This window comes from Paraburkholderia suaedae (genome assembly GCF_040812055.1).
Lineage (GTDB): Bacteria > Pseudomonadota > Gammaproteobacteria > Burkholderiales > Burkholderiaceae > Paraburkholderia.
Window position 1 is genome coordinate 1 of the sequence record NZ_JBFOAH010000023.1, and the last position, 20,358, is coordinate 20,358.

Below are 20,358 nucleotides of genomic sequence, written 5' to 3' on the forward strand. Positions count from 1 at the left end.
TGCGATGGGAATGGGCACGGTTCCCTGCGTTCGACATGGCTGACTGGCTCCGTCAATCTAAACGCGCCCATCATGCGTTGGAAAAATCAGCATCGGGAGACGGTCCGGCCGAGCCGCTTACGCTGAAACAGGCGATCGGCGTCATTCAGTGAATTGCTGAGGTTGTCTCCAATCTGGTCGAGTGGGATCCTGTCGAGTTTTCGCGCGATGTCCGCAATCTGCGTCTGTAACTCGTCCAGCGTGTTCGGGGCCGTTGGCAATTCGATCGGATCACCCGAGAGATCCAGCCTCGCGGCAGGCGCCTTGGGAAAAACGTCGAGCGCGACATAGAGTTGGCCCGTGAGAAGGTTGCCTGTGCGCAACTGTCCCCGCAACCCCCGTTTAACGAGTTGCGCGAGTAGTTCCTGATCGATGGCGCTGCCCGGCGTGGGGAGATTCTCCCTGAACCGGTTGCCGAGGCGCCCTGGATATAGACGCATCATTACCGGCATCGTAAAACTGCGGGTGCGTGGGTCGTAGTCGATGCCAATATGCGTCACTTCACCCACCACGATCCCACGGAAATCGACCGGCGCGCCGATCGACAGCCCACGCACTGTCCGGCTGAAGTTCATAACGACGTGCAATGGGACTCCATCCGGCTTCCGCATGGCGCGAGCTTCGTCTGAATCAAGACGGAAGGTCTCTTTTTCAGGTGCGGGCCTCCCGGCGGATTCGCCCGGAGGTGCCCGGAACGAAATACCTCCCACGATGACGCTTGCCAGCGATTGTGTACTGAGTTTGAAGCCGCCTGAATCCAGCTGGAAGTGCACGCCGCTCGCATGCCACCAGCGCGAGTTGGTGCCGACATACTGGTCGAATGGCGCCGCAATGAACACGCCTATCGTTACGCCGGTGCCGTCCTTGTTGAGCGAAAAGCTCACCACCCGTCCCACCTGTACTCGGCGGTAGAAAACCGGCGAGCCGATATCGAGCGAACCAAGCGAGCCACCATGAAGCGTATATCGGTGCCCTTTCTCTTCGCCCACGACGATGGGAGGTGTCTCGAGCCCAACAAAACTTTGCTTTGCATCGGGGGAGTGTCCCGCGTCCGCACCGATATATGCGCCCGACAGAAGCGTCCCCAGTTCTGAAACGCCGCCTGCTCCGATTCGCGGTCGCACCACCCAGAACCGGGTATCTTTGACGGCGAAGTTTCGCGCGTCTCTGGTCAGCTCAACCCTCACAAGTACATGCGACAAATCTTTCGAAAGATTGACAGACTTGACTGATCCGATCTCGACGTCCTTGTATTTGACTTTTGTCTTGCCGGGCGCGAGACCTTCAGCACCTACAAAGGTGATCGTAATGATCGGCCCTCGGGCTGTTACCGCCTGGATCACAAGTCCGATACCGATCAGCGCCGCAATCAGTGGAATTAACCATATCAGCGAGGGCAACCAGCCGCCGCGGGTCTCAATGTTTGGACCTGAATCATGCGACGACGAGGTCGGTGTGTGCGGTTCGTGACGCGGCGTGTCGGAAGCAGGCATAGGTCGGTATAGGCTTTTCGAACGGCGCGTTGACTAATCGATGCGAGATACCTGCCTCGCTCCGCCGCTCAGCAATGCGTTGACCGGCATGGCAATTCTATCGGTTGCCAAACCGTTGGGATACCGCGGCCCTGTCGTCGCGTTTTAATCTATCCGGCACTCATCGGGTATCTCGAAACGATCTCGCAAACGAAAGTTTCCTGCGTTTGGGAGTCTCGAGCCGAACCTCGCCACTAGACCTGTTCGAAAGTCATGGTGTGGGTAGCGTCCGACCGCTTTGTCAACCGGTGCGCGACAAGTGGTCTGGCTAATCGCGATCTGTTAGCCCAGATCACGGCGCTCGCCAGACTATGCCGGACGAGATCTATCGGGAGGGCTCGTGCGAAGGTCTTGCCACGCTCACGCAACACTGTGAAACACTGGATGCAGGCCTTCTACTCCTGCCGCTTGCGGCTTCTTCCCAGTTGACAATCCGCGGATGGCCTCGACAAATGCGACGATCGAGCGCGAAATCTCAGAAGGCGGACCGATTCGCCGCAAGAGGCAGAGGGCAGATGGGCGAAATGAGGGGGTGTTCCTTGCAGGGACTGTGATCAGGAGGCTCGGGAACTGTTCGAGGGCCCGCTTGCAGTCGCTAACCATCTGGGCCTGCTCGCCGAATAGCGCAACGTGCCGGGTTGCCACCTGGCCAGCAATTTCCCGCAGGCGTTGACTCATCTTGCCGCATTCAACGCTGCACCTGCTTTCCGTGGGCCTGCGTTACGACGCGGCGGGCAACGTATCCAGTGTGAAAATTCAGCTTGAGATCCCATCTGCACTTACATGAATCTGTGGCGTGGTGGCCTGCGTCACTGAATGTCCCTACAGGTCAATGCCCAGAGATTGGGATACGTACGCGACCAGTCACCGGAAATGGCGGTCCGGGCACGTTTCAGGGAGAGTTCACCTGCGCAGACACAATGCCGCAGGAAGACCGTAAGCCGGCGTTTTCTGCGCTCACCGCCGTCACCCTCCCATGGAAGTACGTCAAGGTTCTCCTGTGCATCAGGCAAACCACCCAGCAGCACCGGCATGCGGAAATCAAGCGCATAGTCGGAGGCCGACGAAGGGTCGATGCCGCGCTGTTCAAGAAGTTGGACTTTCAGTCGGATCTGGTCGTCAATCGATGGCATCACCTGAGCGATGTGCCCTCGGTGGCAGATTGTCGAATTGATTGTCTCCTGGGAAACACGCGCGTCTAGCCACGCCGGCTGCCCGGCGTACGAGGCCACTGCAAAAGGCAGTTGCGCAAGCACAAGCAGCGCTGCAACTCTGACCGCGCGAATGGGATGTCGATGTTGATCTGTCAATCCAGGAGCCCTGAGCACACTCTCCTTCGCGGACTGTGGAGCGACCCGCTGAGGACGTGATGCCATCCGAAAGCCGCAGTGTAGCCGCTAAGGCTCGCGTTCAAAAGCACGACCCGTGGCGGAAGCGCAGCGCGAGCGCCTCAGGCTGCCCTCGCCGCGCCAGTTGGGCCGCCTGCGGGGCAGGTTCTCATCTTGCCATTGTTCCGGCAGCCGCGGTGCCACTCGCATTTTTTTCAACGACATTCCCCGTTTGCGGCAATGCCTTCAGGTTGACCCAGTCATAGCGAACGCTGTCCTGTACCTGCTTCAACATCTGATTGGCTTCGTAATATTTTTCCGCAGAAAGCAATCCGGCTGCCTTGTCTACGTCCGAAACGGTCTCCCTGAGAGGGACGACCTCCATCGTGTAGGACACATCTACGTCGGCAAGTTTGAGCAGCTGCATTGCAGCACTGGGCTTACCTTTCTTCAACTGTTCGTTTGCGGACGCTACCGCCTTGGCGTGAGACGGCCTGGCGGCAAAGTCGTCGGTTACGGTCACATCGGCACCGACGGGCAGCCAGGAAATCGGTGTCGTACTTTTTGTGGAACTGGATTGATAGGTCATTGACGGCGGAATCTTGAGATCTGACTCTGCTTTCATGAATGCGGTGTTGTCTGCCTGTGCAGCTTTCATCGATTGCTGTGCCTCCTTGACCAGCTTTGTCGCCAGGGCGGGCCGGCCGCCGAAAATTGCAAGCCGCGGCTGCTGGATTTCGTCAAAGGCCTGGCTGCCACTGGACGATAGTCTTCCCATATCCGCCGTCTGGCTCGCGGGCGACTGCGCGCCGATCGCGCTCCCCATACTGCAGACGCAGGTTGTGACCACGGCGGCGAACAACGCCGTACTTTTCTTCATGCCTGGATTGAACATTTTGCATCTCCTTTAAGGACGACGGTGGAGAAGATTCCTGCGTGTGAGGTCGCGAAGCGAGGCGAGAACCTGGGGATATCTGTCGTCATTGGACCGTCGGGCGGCGATACGTCACTGCCGATACAAAGTTAGTCCGCGTCTCTTAATTAGCCCTTAAATCTCAAGAATGGGCGCTGCTGAAGGGCTTGCCGGCGGGATCGATCGTCGATATGAAAATGGCTGGCAACGGTCGGAGTCGAAGTAGTCACGCGAGCTGACATATATCACGGAGTGACATATAATGTAATAGCGCCGCTGCCAGCATACCCAGTGCGATTCCAAATCGATGTAGCGCTATGTCCTGTCATGAGTCAGCGAGCGCTACGGTTGGCAAATGGAGGAGAGTCATGGTCATCAACAACGACTTCGAATTCGGCTATCTGGTGATTGCGTTTGCATTTCTCGGGGTCATTCTGCTCGGTAGCCTCCTTGCCGCGCTGCACCTTGATAGATGGCATCCGAAGCTGATCGGCGCAGTGGTGGGGGTCATTCTGGGGGTGGCACTGATTGAGGCGGTGCCGATGTTCACGTAGCCATTTCGAAATGTTGGCACGGCAACACGGTCTGCAGACACTCTTCCCGAGAAACCGATGACGGCGCCATTCGAACGCATTCTTCTGTGCTACGACGCAACACCTGAAGGACAGCATGCATTGCGTTGCGGCGCCGCATTGTCAAAACAGCTGGGCGCCGAGACGCATCTTCTGTCAGTTCTTCGTCTGGCATGGTGGCCGGCCGGTTACGACGCCTTCTCGTCGATGAAATTCGATGTCGACGAGGAGGCTGCGAAAGAAATACTCGAGGAAGGAATCGCGAAGCTCGAGTCATGGGGCATTACTGCGACCGGCCATTTCTCAGTAGGAAGCGCCACGGAACAGATCGCAAAGCTCGCAAACTCCCTGCAGGCCGATCTGATTGTTATTGGTCATCGCCAAGGCGGTTTTGTGACTCGCTGGCTGGCGGGCGGAAGTCACCTCGAGTTGCTGGATCGTGTGTCCTGTGGCGTCCTCTTTGAGATGGTCGGCTAGAAGCCGGATACGCCGCCAGCGTGGCGACGCGGTTACGGCAATTCAGGTCGCAGGCCAGACAAACGTGACATGCAAGGCGTTTGCAGGGCTGGTTTGACCGCAGTTCGCGGAACTTCGTCCATCCGTTTCGGAACGACATCCCATCTGCCTTCTGGTGAAAATAAAAGGACCAACCGGGAGTACGCCCAGAGCACCGAGACCGTATGCGTCCGTCACGACCGCCGTGATGTCAGTCGAATATTTCAGAACCGCATCGATGCCTTGTTCAGCGGGCTTTGCGTGTACACGCAAGTGCCCGGCAGCCGTCGCTCCGTTCGGCGCAGGTGCCGTGAGGTTGGCTTGTGGGCCCGCACGCGCGGTGGAAGCACCTGTGTAAATGACCACGCCGAAGAAAGCAATGGCAGTCATAGCGCGTGCAAGGGTTCCGGCAGGCATTTTGAAATCCGTGATAAGTCGCGGCACCGACAGAGCGAAAACTGACGTGCAAGCCCTACAAATCTGATTGCCGCTACCGCAAAGAGAAGAACTGCGGCTCGCGAGTTTTTCATTTCGGGTTGATGGGTATTGCGCTGCCTATATTCCCCAGATAATGTCCGCGTCCTTTTTGCGTGCTTCACGCATCATATCCAGCAGCGGCCACGCCCGTTGTGCGAGCCCGCGATGATCTTCGTCTACGGTGCGGCCACGTGCGTCGGGTACGTGGTACAGCGATTCGAGTGCAACGTCCGCCTGCGCTTCTTCGGAGATCGCTGTTTCGAGACGGACAATCGCGCCTGGTAGCTCATTGTGCTGAATGACGCCCCTTGGTCCGAGATGCTTGCCAATAAGGCTGAGCAGGTATTGAGCGAGGTTCTTGAGCATGACCACGTCGGGTGCGGCAGGTGACCGGAAAGTGATCAGCATGATGAAGTCTCCTTAAGACTAGGACCGGATAGCAGTACGACGCCTGTCCGCGCCACTTGTATGTGTCGCCCGCTACCACGACCGTCGACTGAGCCACTGCACCCGCGGCCGTTCGGCAAAACCCGCTGGCCACCAATGATCACGAGGCCTTCTGCATGGCCGGCGACAATCCGCGAAGAAGAGGGCCGCTCCCCCATGAGTGCCCAGCATGCGGCCAGCCATCGTTGTGTGCTGGCTCGCATCAACTCGCTTCAGGACCAGTCAGAGAAAGCCTCACCTCCACTTTATGTCACATCGTGACCAATGTAAACGATAGTCGACGCAGTTTGATGCAGTGGCATTGGCATGATCGCCTACTGAAGCCAGTTTTTAACGGTCTGGACTCTTGCGAGGATCGGATTGACACGGGCCAAGCCGGCCCCAGGACAGCTCGGACTGTCCCTCTCGTGAGGAAACATGCCCAACACACGATTTATGCGGATTCGTGTCGGATCTGCCTAGGCATCGCGGTGGCCTGGAAACCTCTCCGGACCGGGTATCATTTGCCGACTGCAGCCGGTTCCCAATCAAATCCTTGTCCATCAAGCTGCCGGGCGGGATGCGCGCCGTGGAAGTCCAGCTTTCTCAGCGAAGCGGGGACAAGACTGCGTTTCGGCAAGGGCGGCACGCTGTACGTGACAGGCGATATCGCGGCCGAGGTGGCAGAGGCGCTGGCCGGCGAGTCGGGACCCTCGGTCGCGGGGTCGGCCATCCCGACCAGCATGACGTGTCCCGGCTCTGCCGCGGTGGTAGTGATGGTGGCTGGCGCTGAGAGCGCGGCAGCCAAGGCGATAATCAGGGATTTCATCATTTGATTCCAGGTTCATCGCTAGCGTCGCGCCATCTGGAATGCGGTCGTTCGCTTTATGAATCCTGTTGTGCTTGCCGCCGGGGCGCAACGCCTCTTCCGTTCCGTACCGTTCACAGATAAGGTGGTCGAAATGTAGAAGAGGTCACCGTATATTAGGTCACGGAGTGACACATTTCCAGTTTTCGATGGCAACACAGGAGAATGAGGCGATGGTTTCCAGAAGACGCGCGGAGACTGAACAACTAACGAAGCCGGAACTGGAGGAGTTGTCCGAGTTCCGCTATCGGTTGCGTCGGTTTTTGCATTTTTCGGAAGAAATAGTCCACGCTGAGGGCATTACGCCGCTGCAATACATGTTGCTTCTTCATATCGGAGGATTTCCGGGACGGGACTGGGCGACCGTGGGTGAACTGGCCGAGCGGCTGCAAGCCTCACCGCATGGCACGGTCGCTCTGGTTTCACGCTGCGAAGCGGCAGGCCTTGTTGCCCGGAGGCCCAGCGATGAAGATCGGCGGCAAGTTGAAGTACACCTGTTGAAAAAGGGAGAGCGATGCCTAGCCCGGCTTGCGCTGCTGCATAAAACTGAAGTCCAGTCGTTTGGGTGGGCCTTCAAGGCTGAAACTGACGAGCCTTGACGCAGTGTCCTTACGGCCCGCCCACAGGTCAGGAAATTGCTGGGGAGCGGAGGTAGGCGTGCCGATCGCAACCGGGCTGAGTTCTGCCTCCGGTAGCAATCAGTTTCGTGCTCTACACTATGCAGTACAACTGCGTCACACGAAGGCCCTCAAATGCGAATCGGTAGAGGCGCACCTGACGGCTGGTGCAATGGCGTAGTGGGGTGTAATGGCAGTGGTACTGTGGCAATGCGAGACGCGAGCGCGATCCGATCTGCTGCGGCGACGCGAATGAACGAAGCGAACTTACCGCTGTTGTGGCTCTCGCTTCTGTAGTCGGCGCGCCTCGTCTGAAGGGTCAATGAGGCAGCGGCTTTTCGTGACGCACAGACGATCTGGCGCTTCGATAGGGGCAAGTCATGAACGACGGATCGGCTCGGCCTGAGAGCACGGCTACCATCAATCCGCGCCACGTCAAGGTATCGCCGGTGCAACCTCAGCCGGCAGTGCAGCACGAAGATGATTCCATCGCTCCGCTCGGTCTGCGCTGGCTGTGTGTGCTTGCCGTCGTTGTGGGAATCGTGACGGGACTGGGAGCCGTGGTATTTCGCAGCCTGATCGGGCTTGTCCACAATGCGTTTTTCCTTGGGCACCTCTCGTTTGCTTACGATGCAAGCCATTTCACGCCCGCGTCGCCGTGGGGCGTGTTTGTCATTCTGGTACCTGTGGTAGGTGGCTCGGCTGTCACGTGGATTGTGGGTACGTTCGCACCCGAAGCGAAAGGGCATGGCGTACCGGAGGTGATGGACGCGATTTACTACAAGCGTGGCGTCATCAGGCCGGTCGTCGCGGTTGTGAAATCCATTGCGTCTGCTCTCGCGATCGGGTCAGGGGCTGCCGTCGGTCGTGAAGGCCCCATCATCCAGATTGGTTCCGCGCTTGGTTCGACGCTTGGACAACTGGTCAGAATGACTGCGGGTCAGCGCATCACGCTTGTCGCGGCTGGTGCAGGTGCGGGGATCGCCGCGACGTTCAATACTCCCATTGGCGGAGTGTTATTCGCCACTGAACTGATGATGCCGGAGATCAGCGTCAACACTTTTTTGCCAGTCGCGCTGGCCACTGGAACGGCAACGTTCCTCGGCCGTCTGTTTTTCGGCGCCGCGCCGGCGTTTTTAGTGCCGGCGCAACTTGGCGCAATTCCGAACGAGCCAGGCAGTGTTCTTACGCTGGTTCTCTATGCGCTGTTAGGCGCGCTGACCGGCGCGGCCGCCGCACTACTGATTCGCTCACTCCATTGGGCGGAAGACGCGTTCGACCGGATTCCGGGGCCTTATGGCCGCCACGCGCTCGGCATGCTGATCGTCGGCCTGACGATGTATCTGCTTTGGCGATACGCGGGACATTACTACGTCGAAGGTGTGGGCTATGCCGCCATCCAGGCGACCCTTTATGGCCAACTTCAAAGTGGGGGATTCCTGCTGCTGCTTGCCTTGTGCAAGACGCTCGCGACGTCGGTCAGCCTCGGATCTGGTTCGTCGGGCGGAGTGTTCTCGCCGTCGCTTTTCATTGGCGCCGCGCTGGGTGCCGCCTTTGCTTCTTTCATTGCAATGGCCGTACCGGGCGCGCCCGTCAGCGCGCCTGCCTTTGCGATGGTCGGCATGGGCGCGATGGTAGGTGGCGGCACGGGCGCGGCCATGACTGCCGTAGCCATGATCTTCGAAATGACGCGCGACTACGACATTGTGTTGCCGATGATCATCGCCGTTGCAGTCAGTCTGGGAGCGCGCCGGCTTCTTTCTGCCGAAAGCATCTATACGCTCAAGCTTGTGCGGCGTGGTCATCCGATTCCCAATGCCCTGCACGCCAATATGTTTCTGGTCCAGAACGCGGCCCAGATCATGGAGACTGATGTGCTGGTCCTGGACACGCGGGTCCCTTTTCGTGAATTGATGACCCGCGTTGACGGGCCGGCATTCCGGCATGTCGTCGTCACCAGGGAGAATGAAATCTACGGCGTTTTGCGTATCAACACCGGGCTGCGCCGCGCGGTAAGTCAGGGCGAGTCGGACATTGAACTCGGCACCCTTGCGCAGCGTAACTTCATCGTGGTGCGGGAGAAGGATGCCGCTTTCAGCGTCATATCGCGACTCTGGAAGCAGCACGCGGTAATGGCCATCGTGGTCGGGCAGAATGAAGGACCCGGTCCGGTTCGTGTGCTGGGTGTGATCGCGAAAGAGCACATTGCGGACTCCGTCGCGGGGAGCATCCGGATATTTCCTGGGTGAGTCTTGGCGCGATGATGCATGGTGATCATTTGCCGTGGCCCGAATGCCCCGTAGTTGAAGGAGGAACCGGTGAAACTGATACACGATGTGGATGTGGCATGCAGGCGCCTCGGCAAGGTGTTGCATCTCGACACGATCAGGCACGCATTCGAGATGCACTCGGGGGCAGAGGCCGACGTGCGGTCAGAGTGGGTGATCGTCTATCGGACGGCGCGGGGTTTCTGCTGCATGTATCGCGATGTCGCGGTGGAGTTTGAGGAGATGCTTGACGTCCAGATATGGTCCGAAGAAATGGAGGTGCAACCTTATTTCATCGGCCTATAGCGACAGAATGAGACGCGCAGTTGTCGACGGCAGGCAACGCGGCAAATGCCAGCTTTTAAAGCGGAATCGGGTGCTACTTAAGCTGCGCTTAAGTGAATGACGTTACGTTACCTCTGCACGACGCCGCATTCGTGAATCACGTCAGGGCAGCCCCGCTCCGAAGCTGCGGGGCGACCTTTTTATGGCCCGGCAGAAATGCCGGGCTTTTTTTGCGGTCTCGGGTATTGAGAATTTCCTTTCGCAGCCATCGCTATTGCCGTCCCGCCAACTTTCGCCAGGGGTTTCCTGGGAAACTGCCGGGACAGCGTCAGTTCTGGAACGCAACACGGTGCGCTGCAGGTTGGCCGGCTGCGCGAAAGGATTCCTGGGGCGCGCTTGCGACGTGAAGCGTTTGAGTCGGAAACGCAAATTCAACGCCGGCCTCAGCAAATTCGGTCATCAGCGCCAGGTTGATTTTTTGCTGGATGTCCATGTAGAGGTTAAATCCAGGATCGGTCACGTAATAGACGACTTCGAAGTCGAGCGAGCTTTCGCCAAACTGTTTGAAGTGAGCCCGATCGAACCGCGTATCGCCGGCGTCGTCTACCGCCTGCCTGACCTTGTCCGGTATGAGACGAAGCTGTTCAGGGGGCGCGTCGTAAGTCACGCCAAATCCGAAAACGATTCGCCGTTCGGACATGCGTTTATAGTTGTGGATCGTATTCTTGAGCAGTTCGGTATTGCTGCAGACAATTTCTTCGCCACTCAGACTTCGGATGCGGGTCGTCTTGAGGCCAATATGTTCAATGCTCCCGGCAATGTCTCCGAACACGATGAAATCGCCAATTTCAAACGGCTTATCCAGACCGATTGCGAGCGAGGCGAACAGGGCGCTCAGAATGCTCTGTACTGCAAGCGCAACGGCCACACCGCCGACGCCCAGGCTCGCTACGAAGGCGGTGATATTGACGCCCATATTTGCCAGCACTGCGAGTAGCAGAACGGACCACAATAACCCCCTGAGCATCCAGGACAGCATCGTCGTAATGACGGGGTTGTGTGCGGAAGCACCCTGACTTGTAAGTCGTCCGGCTGTCCAGGCGGTCACGCCACGGTTAATCCAGATCGCGAGCTGAATACCGATCACGAGAAACCAGACGTGATTGATTCGTGCGTCCCATTTTTCGTTCAAACCAAGAAATCCAGCGCCGAACAGTAGGGCTGAGATCAGTATTGTCGCGCGCCGTGTGCTTTTCAGCACCTCCACGATCATGTCATCAAGCTTCGTCGAAGTCTTTCCAGCCAGCGCTTCCACGCGGGCCGTCACGAAGCGCAACACGATTGTCAGTATGAAGTAGCATGCGATCAGCGCGACGACGGCAGAAAGCCACGCCGTCGCAGGTACGCCGAGAAACGCGTTCAAATCCAGCCACTTTTTCATCCAAATGCTCCTCACATCGTCGGAACGGATCGGTGTCGCAAATTGTTACAACCACCTGTCTGGTGGATTACGTCCCGAAAAGTTCCCGTCGATTGCGTTGCATCTATGGGCCGATGGGGTTGGGCTCTGGAACGCGGGAAGCCAAGACTCGCCTGTCTGATCGGTTGCGCGAGTTTTAGGTTGCCAGAACATCGACCCCTCATTGGATCAAAGGTTGATCGGACCGATGTTGCGCCACGTGCTTTCGCATAGATGGAGATGACCGCAGTCGTGGAAGTCATTCGTCCACCGGCGGACCGTTCGCGCGGTGCAGGAGGGTGCGGCTAACGGCCATGCGATAGCGGTGGCGCAAGGCCAAACTCCGGCAAACAGAATCATGCAGGAGGCGAGGAGCACGCGGAACGCAAAGTTGGCTTCTATGGCTGTACCGCGTGGTCAAACTGGCGCTGATCGGGGGCATGCGCGCTTCGCGTCCCTTTTCTGCGGGAGAAGGGTACGCTAGCTCGGCTTCGGCGCACCGATCGAATGCCGTCCGCTCGAAGCCACCTTCGTTGATCGCACGCGAAAAACGAGAAAACTTCAGGCGCGTTCGAAATTACTTCACATAGTGACATATAATGATTCACGTCAGGTATTTGTAACAGACTGCGCCAGCCCCGGCGGCTGCCGATATTAGATCGCCTGCTGCATTGACATGGCCGTTGGCGCAGTTTCGCGACAGTGGTCCGCGCAGAATCCTCGAGTGCGGCACGATCTGATTAACAGGGAGATCTGATGCACGTTGCAGACCGACTGAATGGAATTCGTGCCGGTAGCCGGGTCAACGGCTTCGGGATGAGGGTTACATGAAAGACTCAGCCGTCTATGCTGATTTTGAAATTATCAGCGAGACAACACCGGAAGAATGTTCCATCGGTTGTGTGTGGGTGGATACGCTGGCAAGGCATGCGGTATCGGGTGAAACGGTGTACGCCTGCATTGAACCGTTCACCGGGTCGGGTCAGTCGGATGTGATGGAACGGATCGCGCTGGACCAGGCGTTAGACCGTGCGCGTGACGCACTGCGGCGTCGCTTGAGCGGGCCACAGCCCGTTGTGACGAGGTGATAGAGGACCTTGGTTTCGCGCAACTGGATCGATGTGTGGACCCCGTGCGACAGAGTGTAGAGCGCGCTGACAGGCTGGGCGCGAGGAAGTTCTGCGGCGATTATTTACTGTCGAGGCGCCAGCCGCAAAGGACATGCCGTGCTCAGTTGGGCCCTTTGAGGTAGTGGCCGCGCGTTGATCGGCGAGCGCACTCTTCATCGCCAGCGCCACGCTAAGTGCCTGCCCAGTTTCGCCGGAGAATTCGGAGGGCCGCTTTTCGCGCGACTTGAAGAAGTCGTCCATCCAGTGAAAGCGGTCTGTATCGGGGGAGTCTCGACGCCGGCCTCATCGGACTGTCGGCCAGTAACATCATTCGTACAATTCGGTGGTAGGTACCGCGACGGGAAAGGTGCATGAAATTGCTATCCGTTCTTCATAATTTACCTCTCCGTGCGGAATGCGTACTGAATCTGTTCCTGTTCCGTCTCGAAGGCCGGGCGGCGACCATGGGCTCCTGCCAGGAGCAGGCGTGGAAGATTGATTACCGGACGGCTGGCGGATTTCACTGTCTATATGTGGGAGCGCCGACCGCATGGCTCATGCTCGAGTGGGCACCACCGACTTCTGGCCAGGTCGAATCATCGCGCGGGTCTCCTGCAGACGACATGGCCTGGTGTCTGCAGGATGACACTGAATTGCACCCGGGCATTTTATGAATGAACAGATGACCAGATGTGCAATTATTTTCAGTTCCCGATATGCGCCGTAGCGTTTTTCGGGCTCAACGACCACAGGGTTTTCGGGCGCATCAATCGTTCCATTCGGCCAGGCTTACGAGGCGCTTTGAATACTCATATCGGATGCTCCTCGGTATCTACTCCGGCTTAACGGCACGCGTAGGGTCTCTCTAATGTTTCGCCGGGGCGGGCATTGGACAATTTCCCTATCCGCCGGGGACGGTGGTGGCTCGCTGACAATCACGTTCCGTTCTGGGGTAACAGGAGGGATGCCCTGAGGCAAATTGTACACAGGCCAGCATGTGCAGGCTGACTTTCATCCGCTCCTCTTGCGTCACGATATATCCGGGTCACAGTATGGCTTCAAGGTCGTCGGTCGTGCACAGGACGCTGCAGCGACTGGTGAGGCGCTACCGCATCCTTTCTCAAGCATGTCGCGCTTGGGCTGTTTGCGTGAAACCGCTTCGTGATGGGACCGTCGCACGATGCTCAAAGCGCAGCATTTGAGGGAGATCGGATGCGACGCGGATCGAAACCGTGACGCCGGGTATAGGAAAGTGGACGTAGAAGCATCAGCAGTATTCCGCGCAGGATTGGACCGCAGAAAGTAACCCGGATCGCCGCGGCTTTTATCCGAACCAGCAAGATGTCTGGCACATGCGTAACGCGTCCAAAAGTTGCACACGACCGTGACGTTGTGCGCCTCGACGAGGCGATCTGGCTCTTCGGGGCCGTTGCGTCGGGCGCTTATTCATGGCTCAACAAAGCTGTCTGGAACGAGCGTTGCTCGCACGAGCTCAAGTTTTCGGGTTGCCTATGACACACGACACGCTGGATACGGTTGCGAAGCTTTACATCGCATTGTCGATTGCGTCGGCGGTTGCGGTCGTCGTCGACATCTTCATTCGCGGACACCGGCAGCACATGAAAATCATGGAGACTGTCTGGCCGCTGACAATGCTTTACTGGGGTCCGGTTGGGCTCATTTTTTATTACTGGTTCGGGCGAGCAGGCCCGGCGAGCGGCCTTGGTCATGGCGATCGTCCCATGTGGCAGGCGACGTTTTCTGGAGCGTCCCATTGTGGCGCAGGTTGTGCGCTGGGAGATTTCGTGGGGGACTGGCTGGCGTTTGGCCTGTCGCTCACGGTTTTCGGCTCCGACTTGCTGGGAAAAATACTCATTGGATTCGTGCTTGCGTACCTCTTCGGCATTGTCTTTCAGTACTTCTCGGTCGCACCAATGCGTGGTTTGAGCTTGATGAAGGGCATCGTGACTGCAGTGAAGATCGACACGCTTTCGCTTGTCGCATACGAAGTTGGGATGTTCGCGTGGATGACGTTTCGAGCCGCGTTTTATCCGCATCTGAAGCCAACAGATTGGGCGTACTGGTTGATGATGCAGGTGGCGATGGTCGTGGGCTTCCTGACAACGTATCCGGTCAACTGGTGGCTTATCCGGAAAGGAATCAAGGAGAAAATGTGATTTCGAAAATGGAAGGCTACCTCCCACTCGCCCGGGAGATCCGCGTATCTGATTTCGTCAGCACTGTTCGCCAGACCCTTTTTCGGCCTTTATACTCACAGTTTTCTTTCCCTTTGCTGCCATGCTCCTGCGCTCATTTGTTGATAGACGAACCCTGCAGCGTGCGCATCGGTTATGGCTTCACTACGGTGTTTTCTGGCTCGGTGCGGTGGCGGTCGGGCTTCTTGCGGTCGCCTACGCGCGGCTCATCGATTTCGGCTATGGAGAATTCCTCCAGTACGCCACGCGATACCGTTGGCTGCCGTTACTGGTCACGCCTGCTGTTAGCGCGACCTGTGTCTGGCTGACGCTACGTTTCTTCCCCGGTTCGGAGGGTAGCGGTATCCCCCAGGTCATCGCAACCTTGCACGACCGGAGCGGACTCGGTGAGCGCCTTCTTACGCCCGGAATTCTCGTCGGCAAGATACTGGTCTCATTTCTCGCCATACTCGGCGGATTCACTATCGGACGCGAGGGGCCGACGATTCACGTTGGTGCGGCGCTCATGTTCAATCTGCGTGCGTTTTATCCAAAACGATTTCGTGCCATGCGAGGAGGTGCGCTGGAGCGCAGGCTGGCGTTAGCCGGGGCGGCGGCCGGCCTGTCAGCGGCATTCAATGCGCCGCTGGCGGGAGTAGTCTTCGCCATTGAGGAATTGACCCGCAGCTTCGAGCAGCGAACGAGCGGTGTGCTCATCACCGCAATCATTTTTGCAGGTATCGTTGCGTTGGGCATACAGGGTAACTACACCTATTTCGGAACAATCGACGTCGGAACCCGCTTCCCGGATCTGCTTGCCGTTGCGGTCGTCCTCATCGGGGTTATTGCGGGGAGCGCGGGTGGCATCTTCTGCTGGTTACTGCTCAATACCCGGCGATGGATGCCGTCTGTTGTTCTGGACTGCCGCACGCGGAGCCCGATCCTGTTTGGCGCAGGATGCGGACTCGTCATAGCGGCTATCGGCGTGTTCTCGGGTGGCCACACCTTTGGCAGTGGCTACGCGGAGGCGAGGGACATGCTCGAGGGGAACGCCCATCTTACGATTCTGTATCCGGTCTTCAAGATGGCCTCGATGATCGGCTCGTATTTGCCCGGGGCTCCGGGCGGTCTGTTTGCACCTTCTCTTGCAATAGGCGCGGGGATCGGTAATGCGCTTCACCTCGTGTTTTCCCAGATGCAATTGCCAATGCTGATTGCCCTCGGCATGGTCGGTTATCTAGCGGCCGTGACGCAGAGTCCAATTACATCGTTCGTCATTGTGATCGAGATGATCAACGGGCATGCGCTCGTTATCTCGCTGATGGCGACCGCGTTGATCGCGAGCCAGGTTTCACGGCTTTTTGCGCCGCCTTTGTACGAAGCCTTGTCGGAGAGATATACCGGCGGCGCCGCAAAGCAGCGCTGATCGTGGGTGCCCGTCGATTGCAACGATGAGACCTGTGCCGTCCGCCGACCGTTTCGCCTATGAATGGCGCGCTACATTTTTTCCTCCCTGCATTGTAAGGACCGCCTGACGGATGTCCCACGCCATCGAAGTCGCCGCCGCCTGCATTTTTTCGCTTGCTTTAATTCATACGTTCGCGGGCAAACGGATCGAGGCGTTGGCAACCCGATATCCGGCGCACTCGGGGCTGTTTCATTTTCTCGGCGAGGTAGAGGTAGTTTTTGGATTCTGGGCGCTTGTCCTCTGCGTGGTTATCTGGGCTGCGGCAGGCAAAGGGGCTGTAGTTGATTACCTTGAAGCTCGTGAGTTCACTGAACCCGCATTCGTCTTTGTCGTCATGGTTATTGCGGCAAGCAAGCCAGTCCTTCAGTCTGTCACCAGACTGCTGTTAGGCGTCGCAAAGTTACTACCATTGCGCGCCGAACTGGTGATTGTCTGGCTGTCGGTCAGCGTCGTACCCCTTCTCGGATCATTTATCACGGAGCCGGCGGCAATGACCCTTGCGGCCCTCTTGCTGCGTGATCGTCTCTTTCTGCTGTCTGTCAGGGAGCCATCCAAATACAGTGCTCTCGCTGTACTATTCGTTAATGTTTCGATCGGCGGTACGTTGACAGCGTACGCTGCGCCACCGGTGCTGATGGTTGCTTCAGCATGGGGCTGGAACACGGCGTTCATGGCGGCGACTTTTGGATGGAAAGCGGCGATCGCAGTAGTGATCAATGCGACAGTGCTCCTGCTTGCCATTGCACGGCAGATTCCAGTAGGCGACAGTGCCTCTCCTGAGTTACCTGAAAACGAGCCGATACCGCTGGGCGTAACGTTGGCACATCTGTTTTTTCTGATATTCGTCATTCTCAACGCCCATCACGCGATCATGTTTGTCGCGGCCTTTCTTTTTTTCTTGGGTTTCACGCAGGCTTACGAACGGTATCAGACGCCGCTGTTGTTGCGTGAGAGCCTTCTCGTCGCATTCTTCCTGAGCGGACTGGTCGTGTTGGGCGGCTTACAGCAATGGTGGCTTCAGCCCGTTGTCCGTTCAATGGACGCGCAGGTGCTCTATATTGGAGCGACAGGCCTGACTGCGATCATGGATAACGCTGCGATCACCTACCTCGGATCCCTGATAGAAGGTCTGTCCAATGAAGCAAAGTATCTGCTGGTCGCTGGTGCGGTGACGGGGGGAGGACTAACGGTCATCGCCAATGCGCCAAATCCCGCAGGGCTCGCCATCGTGCGTCGGGGATTCTCCGATGAGTCCGTCAGCGCGCTCGCCCCGTTTGGCAAGTGCCATTCTTCCGACTGCGACCGCGTGTGTGGCGTTCGTTTTGCTGTAGATGTCTTTGCGCCCTAAATGAGGCGCTCTGGAACGGGGCATGACTATCCGCGCGGTCGCCCGTCGGCATTGAGTGCGGAATCAGCGCGTCCCTACCTTACGGGCGTGGGCCTTTGGATTTTACTGAGAAGGAGACAACGTGTTTGTGCCAGAGACCGCACGAAGCCGTAACAGGGATCCAGACGTATTTCTGGCGCAGCTTCGCGAACGCCAGCATACGCACATTTGCATCGACCGCAGGCAACTCGTCAGGGCCTTGCGTGAGCGTGACAGGAAGCACCTTTGCGCGTAGAGCATTCCGTTCTGACACGACGAACGAATCGTAACGGGGCTCGGTTCGTACCCACTGGTCGAAGGCCGCAATGCAATTGACAACCGCTTCGCGAACATGGATGCGCCTGAGAAAGGCATAGTCGGTCAACGGTGCGGACTCTGCCTGCGCGTGCGCCCGATGATAAGTCCAGCAAGATATGAGGAGAAAAAAGAGAGTGGTGGTAACCTTCATTCGCTAGCAGGGTCGACGTGGGCAATTGATTCGTGGGGCAAAGGGCTATGAGTATACACGCCGTGTTCGATCGGTTCTGTACGCAACGTGCGTTGATCTTTTTTCTTCGCGTTCGGCGTGAGGTTGGCTCACGGGCTCCCTTATATGCAACGACGCGAGTTGATCCTCAACGATGGAGTCCAAAGCGCTTGACACTCTGCGTGGCAATCGGGTGCGCGGCGCTCGCGTCGTGCTCGCGGTCGCAGGGTGTATTTGAAGGCGCGCCGGTTTATTCGGGCGTGACGCGGCAGGGCGTGCCGGCCGTGGTCGAATGTATTGCGGATCGCTGGAAACGCAGTACCCGAAGCCTGCGTCGTTCGGAGGCTGGTACGAGTGTGCGTTTGCAGGGTGAAACGTTCTTTCGGGGCGTATCCATCGGTGCCAGAGTGTTTCGAATGGCCGGGCATACCCATGTTCAGTTCTTTCAGGAGCGCTCCACTGACCACATCTATATGTCGTTTATCAAGGGCTGTCTGTAGGTCATCTGCCGCGCGATCTACGGGCTAGCATCTGATTCGTGGATGCTGATGTTTTTTTGTCGCAAAAAGCGGCGTCTGTTCTCCTGAAGGTGGCAAAAATCTCCTTCTCCGGAAATTACCGAATGCGTTTTCGCTCAAAGCCTTTCAGGTTTGCTCCATTCCCGAACGCTCCACGCGGCCTGCCTAGATGGCGTTCGCGCCTGCTAGGGGCGGCTTTCTCATTGGGATTTGTCGTCATTGCCGGCCGGGCAGTGTGGGTGCAAGGCATCAACGACGGGTTTTATCAGAGGCAGGGTGAACTGCGTCAGGTGCGCGAGTTTGGCATTCACGCGATGCGCGGACGAATTCTCGATCGTGATGGACGCGTGCTGGCACTCAGCCTCCCTACGCGTTCCGTTTGGATGGATGCGGAAGGTGTGAACCGTGTCTCGTCCAGCCAGGCAATGGCGCTGGCGGAATTACTCGACGTTGACTCTGGCCGGATCGACGCGATTGCGGCATCTCACAGATCATTTGTCTACCTTAAGCGGCAGGTCCCCCTTGATGTCGCGAAGCAGGCATTGCTGCTCGATGTGCCCGGCGTCCATGCCCAACCTGACTATCGTCGATACTATCCGGAAGGCAATATTGTGGCACCCGTTACAGGTTTCGCAAGCGTCGATGGCTTGGGCCTGGAGGGCATTGAAAAAGCTGGCGACCGGCTGTTGACCGGTTTGGATGGCAGCCGCCGTGTGTTGCGAAACGCTCGCGGCCAGGTGGTCGATACGCTCGCGCTGCAGCATGCCGTTGCCGGCAAGGACGTAACGCTGACCATCGATCAGCCGATCCAGTTTGCGACGTTCAAGGCGCTGCAGGACACCGTTGAACGAGTCGATGCGCATTCAGGTTCGGCAGTCGTTCTGGATGCGCACACGGGCGAGATTCTCGCCATGGCGAACTGGCCAAGTTTCGATCCGAATAGCAGGCGCCGGAGAGCGGGTGATGACGTCCGCAATCACGCTGCCACCGATGTATTCGAACCAGGTTCAGTAATGAAGCCAGTGACGGTCGCGCTTGCGCTGCAACGCAATGCCGTATCGCCAGGCTCCATGGTACCAACCAACGGCGGGACGCTGCGGCTCGACGGTGCTGTAATTCACGATGACAGGAATTTCGGCACGCTCACCGTTAGTGCGGTTGTGCAAAAATCGAGCAACGTGGGCACGGCGAAAATTGCGCTGCTAATGAAGCCGCGCCAAATGTGGATCAATTTCCACGATGTCGGCATTGGACGAAAGCCGCCCGCGGGGCTGCCGGGCGCGGCAGCGGGCACGCTACGTCCTTACCGGAATTGGCGGCGCATCGAACAGGCGACCATGGCGTACGGCTACGGTCTATCCGCTTCGCTGCTGCAACTCGCCCAGATGTACACGGTGTTTAGCAATGACGGGGTATTTGTACCCGCAACGATTCGTGCGGGAGTCGGAATGCCACTACCTGGTCGACGCATTTATTCGCCACGCGTTGCCGCGGAAGTTCTCGCCATGCTTGAGTCCGTGGTGTCGGAGGACGGTACGGCGCCGCAGGCGGCCGTGCCCGGCTATACGGCTGCAGGCAAGACCGGAACAGCATATCGCTGGACCGCGCGAGGCTACGACCGTAGTGAGTACCGGGCTTCGTTCGTAGGGATCGTCCCGGCGTTGCATCCGAGGGTGATCATTGCAGTCTCGATTGACCGCCCCCGGAAAGGGTCGCATTTCGGAGGGGCCGTAGCAGGACCCACTTTCTCGGACATCGCAGCGAGAACGATGAGTCTTCTTGGAGTAACGCCGGATAACCCCGGGACACAGTTTGTGCAAGACAAGCCGGGGCCCGTCACGTAGAGGGAGGTGGGCATTTACTTCCCCAGCGCGCGGCCCACAGGACAGGTGTCGCGCGGTTTGCGGCCGCCCTTTCCACGGCAACAGGTCGATCGC

Annotated in this window: 17 protein-coding genes and 2 pseudogenes; 11 read left to right on the plus strand and 8 right to left on the minus strand. The window is 58.0% G+C overall.

Annotated features, from left to right (window positions below; translation table 11 throughout):
- Positions 1–119 precede the first annotated feature (119 nt).
- From ABQJ48_RS26455 to ABQJ48_RS26465, 3 genes and pseudogenes are all read right to left on the minus strand, one after another.
- Positions 120–1,532, minus strand: a pseudogene (locus ABQJ48_RS26455) (PqiB family protein); the annotation flags it as partial.
- A gap of 848 nt (positions 1,533–2,380) precedes the next feature.
- Positions 2,381–2,881 carry a hypothetical protein gene (locus ABQJ48_RS26460; protein WP_367840924.1) on the minus strand — a complete coding sequence of 167 codons (501 nt, stop codon included), beginning with the start codon at positions 2,879–2,881 and terminating at the stop codon, positions 2,381–2,383.
- Positions 2,882–3,068: 187 nt separating this feature from the next.
- Entirely contained in the window at positions 3,069–3,794 is a 726-nt protein-coding gene (locus tag ABQJ48_RS26465; protein ID WP_367840925.1) for a YfdX family protein, read from the minus strand.
- A gap of 386 nt (positions 3,795–4,180) precedes the next feature.
- On the opposite strand from ABQJ48_RS26465, the gene ABQJ48_RS26470 reads away from it, so the two are divergent.
- Together ABQJ48_RS26470 and ABQJ48_RS26475 are read left to right on the plus strand one after the other, a co-directional pair.
- Positions 4,181–4,366 carry a hypothetical protein gene (locus ABQJ48_RS26470; protein WP_367840926.1) on the plus strand — a complete coding sequence of 62 codons (186 nt, stop codon included), beginning with the start codon at positions 4,181–4,183 and terminating at the stop codon, positions 4,364–4,366.
- Between the two features lie 57 nt (positions 4,367–4,423).
- Positions 4,424–4,861 carry a universal stress protein gene (locus ABQJ48_RS26475; RefSeq protein WP_367840927.1) on the plus strand — a complete coding sequence of 146 codons (438 nt, stop codon included), beginning with the start codon at positions 4,424–4,426 and terminating at the stop codon, positions 4,859–4,861.
- Positions 4,862–4,903: 42 nt separating this feature from the next.
- On the opposite strand, the gene ABQJ48_RS26480 is transcribed toward ABQJ48_RS26475, so the two are convergent.
- The 3 genes from ABQJ48_RS26480 to ABQJ48_RS26490 form a co-directional block, all read right to left on the minus strand.
- Positions 4,904–5,296, minus strand: a complete 393-nt coding sequence (locus tag ABQJ48_RS26480; protein WP_367840928.1) for a hypothetical protein — start codon at positions 5,294–5,296, stop codon at positions 4,904–4,906.
- Between the two features lie 138 nt (positions 5,297–5,434).
- On the minus strand, positions 5,435–5,764 hold the full coding sequence (locus ABQJ48_RS26485; RefSeq protein ID WP_367840929.1) for a DUF1840 domain-containing protein: 330 nt from the start codon (positions 5,762–5,764) through the stop codon (positions 5,435–5,437).
- A gap of 538 nt (positions 5,765–6,302) precedes the next feature.
- A complete protein-coding gene (locus tag ABQJ48_RS26490) occupies positions 6,303–6,614 on the minus strand; it encodes a hypothetical protein (RefSeq protein WP_367840930.1) in 312 nt (103 codons plus the stop codon).
- 209 nt (positions 6,615–6,823) lie between these two features.
- Here ABQJ48_RS26490 and ABQJ48_RS26495 point away from each other — a divergent pair, with 209 nt between their 5' ends.
- From ABQJ48_RS26495 to ABQJ48_RS26505, 3 genes are all read left to right on the plus strand, one after another.
- Positions 6,824–7,249: a MarR family winged helix-turn-helix transcriptional regulator gene (locus ABQJ48_RS26495; RefSeq protein WP_367841043.1), complete on the plus strand. Its 426-nt coding sequence runs from the start codon at positions 6,824–6,826 to the stop codon at positions 7,247–7,249.
- Between the two features lie 398 nt (positions 7,250–7,647).
- Entirely contained in the window at positions 7,648–9,516 is a 1,869-nt protein-coding gene (locus ABQJ48_RS26500; RefSeq protein WP_367840931.1) for a chloride channel protein, read from the plus strand.
- Between the two features lie 69 nt (positions 9,517–9,585).
- On the plus strand, positions 9,586–9,840 hold the full coding sequence (locus tag ABQJ48_RS26505) for a hypothetical protein (protein ID WP_367840932.1): 255 nt from the start codon (positions 9,586–9,588) through the stop codon (positions 9,838–9,840).
- Between the two features lie 307 nt (positions 9,841–10,147).
- Here the strand turns inward: ABQJ48_RS26505 and ABQJ48_RS26510 are convergent, their stop codons facing one another.
- The gene (locus ABQJ48_RS26510; RefSeq protein ID WP_367840933.1) at positions 10,148–11,260 is read right to left on the minus strand and encodes a mechanosensitive ion channel family protein; all 1,113 of its coding nucleotides are present in this window, start codon (positions 11,258–11,260) and stop codon (positions 10,148–10,150) included.
- Between the two features lie 845 nt (positions 11,261–12,105).
- On the opposite strand from ABQJ48_RS26510, the gene ABQJ48_RS26515 reads away from it, so the two are divergent.
- The 5 genes and pseudogenes from ABQJ48_RS26515 to ABQJ48_RS26535 all read left to right on the plus strand — a co-directional run bounded on the left by ABQJ48_RS26515 (position 12,106) and on the right by ABQJ48_RS26535 (position 17,381).
- Complete coding sequence (locus ABQJ48_RS26515) at positions 12,106–12,366, plus strand: hypothetical protein (protein WP_367840934.1); 261 nt, start codon at positions 12,106–12,108, stop codon at positions 12,364–12,366.
- Between the two features lie 392 nt (positions 12,367–12,758).
- The gene (locus tag ABQJ48_RS26520; RefSeq protein ID WP_367840935.1) at positions 12,759–13,061 is read left to right on the plus strand and encodes a hypothetical protein; all 303 of its coding nucleotides are present in this window, start codon (positions 12,759–12,761) and stop codon (positions 13,059–13,061) included.
- Positions 13,062–13,835: 774 nt separating this feature from the next.
- Positions 13,836–14,564: a DUF4396 domain-containing protein gene (locus tag ABQJ48_RS26525; protein WP_367840936.1), complete on the plus strand. Its 729-nt coding sequence runs from the start codon at positions 13,836–13,838 to the stop codon at positions 14,562–14,564.
- 121 nt (positions 14,565–14,685) lie between these two features.
- Positions 14,686–16,008, plus strand: a complete 1,323-nt coding sequence (locus tag ABQJ48_RS26530) for a chloride channel protein (protein WP_367840937.1) — start codon at positions 14,686–14,688, stop codon at positions 16,006–16,008.
- Between the two features lie 112 nt (positions 16,009–16,120).
- Positions 16,121–17,381: pseudogene (locus tag ABQJ48_RS26535) on the plus strand (putative Na+/H+ antiporter).
- Between the two features lie 96 nt (positions 17,382–17,477).
- Here ABQJ48_RS26535 and ABQJ48_RS26540 read toward each other — a convergent pair.
- The gene (locus ABQJ48_RS26540) at positions 17,478–17,885 is read right to left on the minus strand and encodes a BspC domain-containing protein (RefSeq protein WP_367840938.1); all 408 of its coding nucleotides are present in this window, start codon (positions 17,883–17,885) and stop codon (positions 17,478–17,480) included.
- A gap of 556 nt (positions 17,886–18,441) precedes the next feature.
- Here ABQJ48_RS26540 and ABQJ48_RS26545 point away from each other — a divergent pair.
- Positions 18,442–20,265, plus strand: coding sequence for a peptidoglycan D,D-transpeptidase FtsI family protein (locus tag ABQJ48_RS26545; protein WP_367840939.1), 1,824 nt, complete (start codon positions 18,442–18,444; stop codon positions 20,263–20,265).
- Positions 20,266–20,358 lie beyond the last annotated feature (93 nt).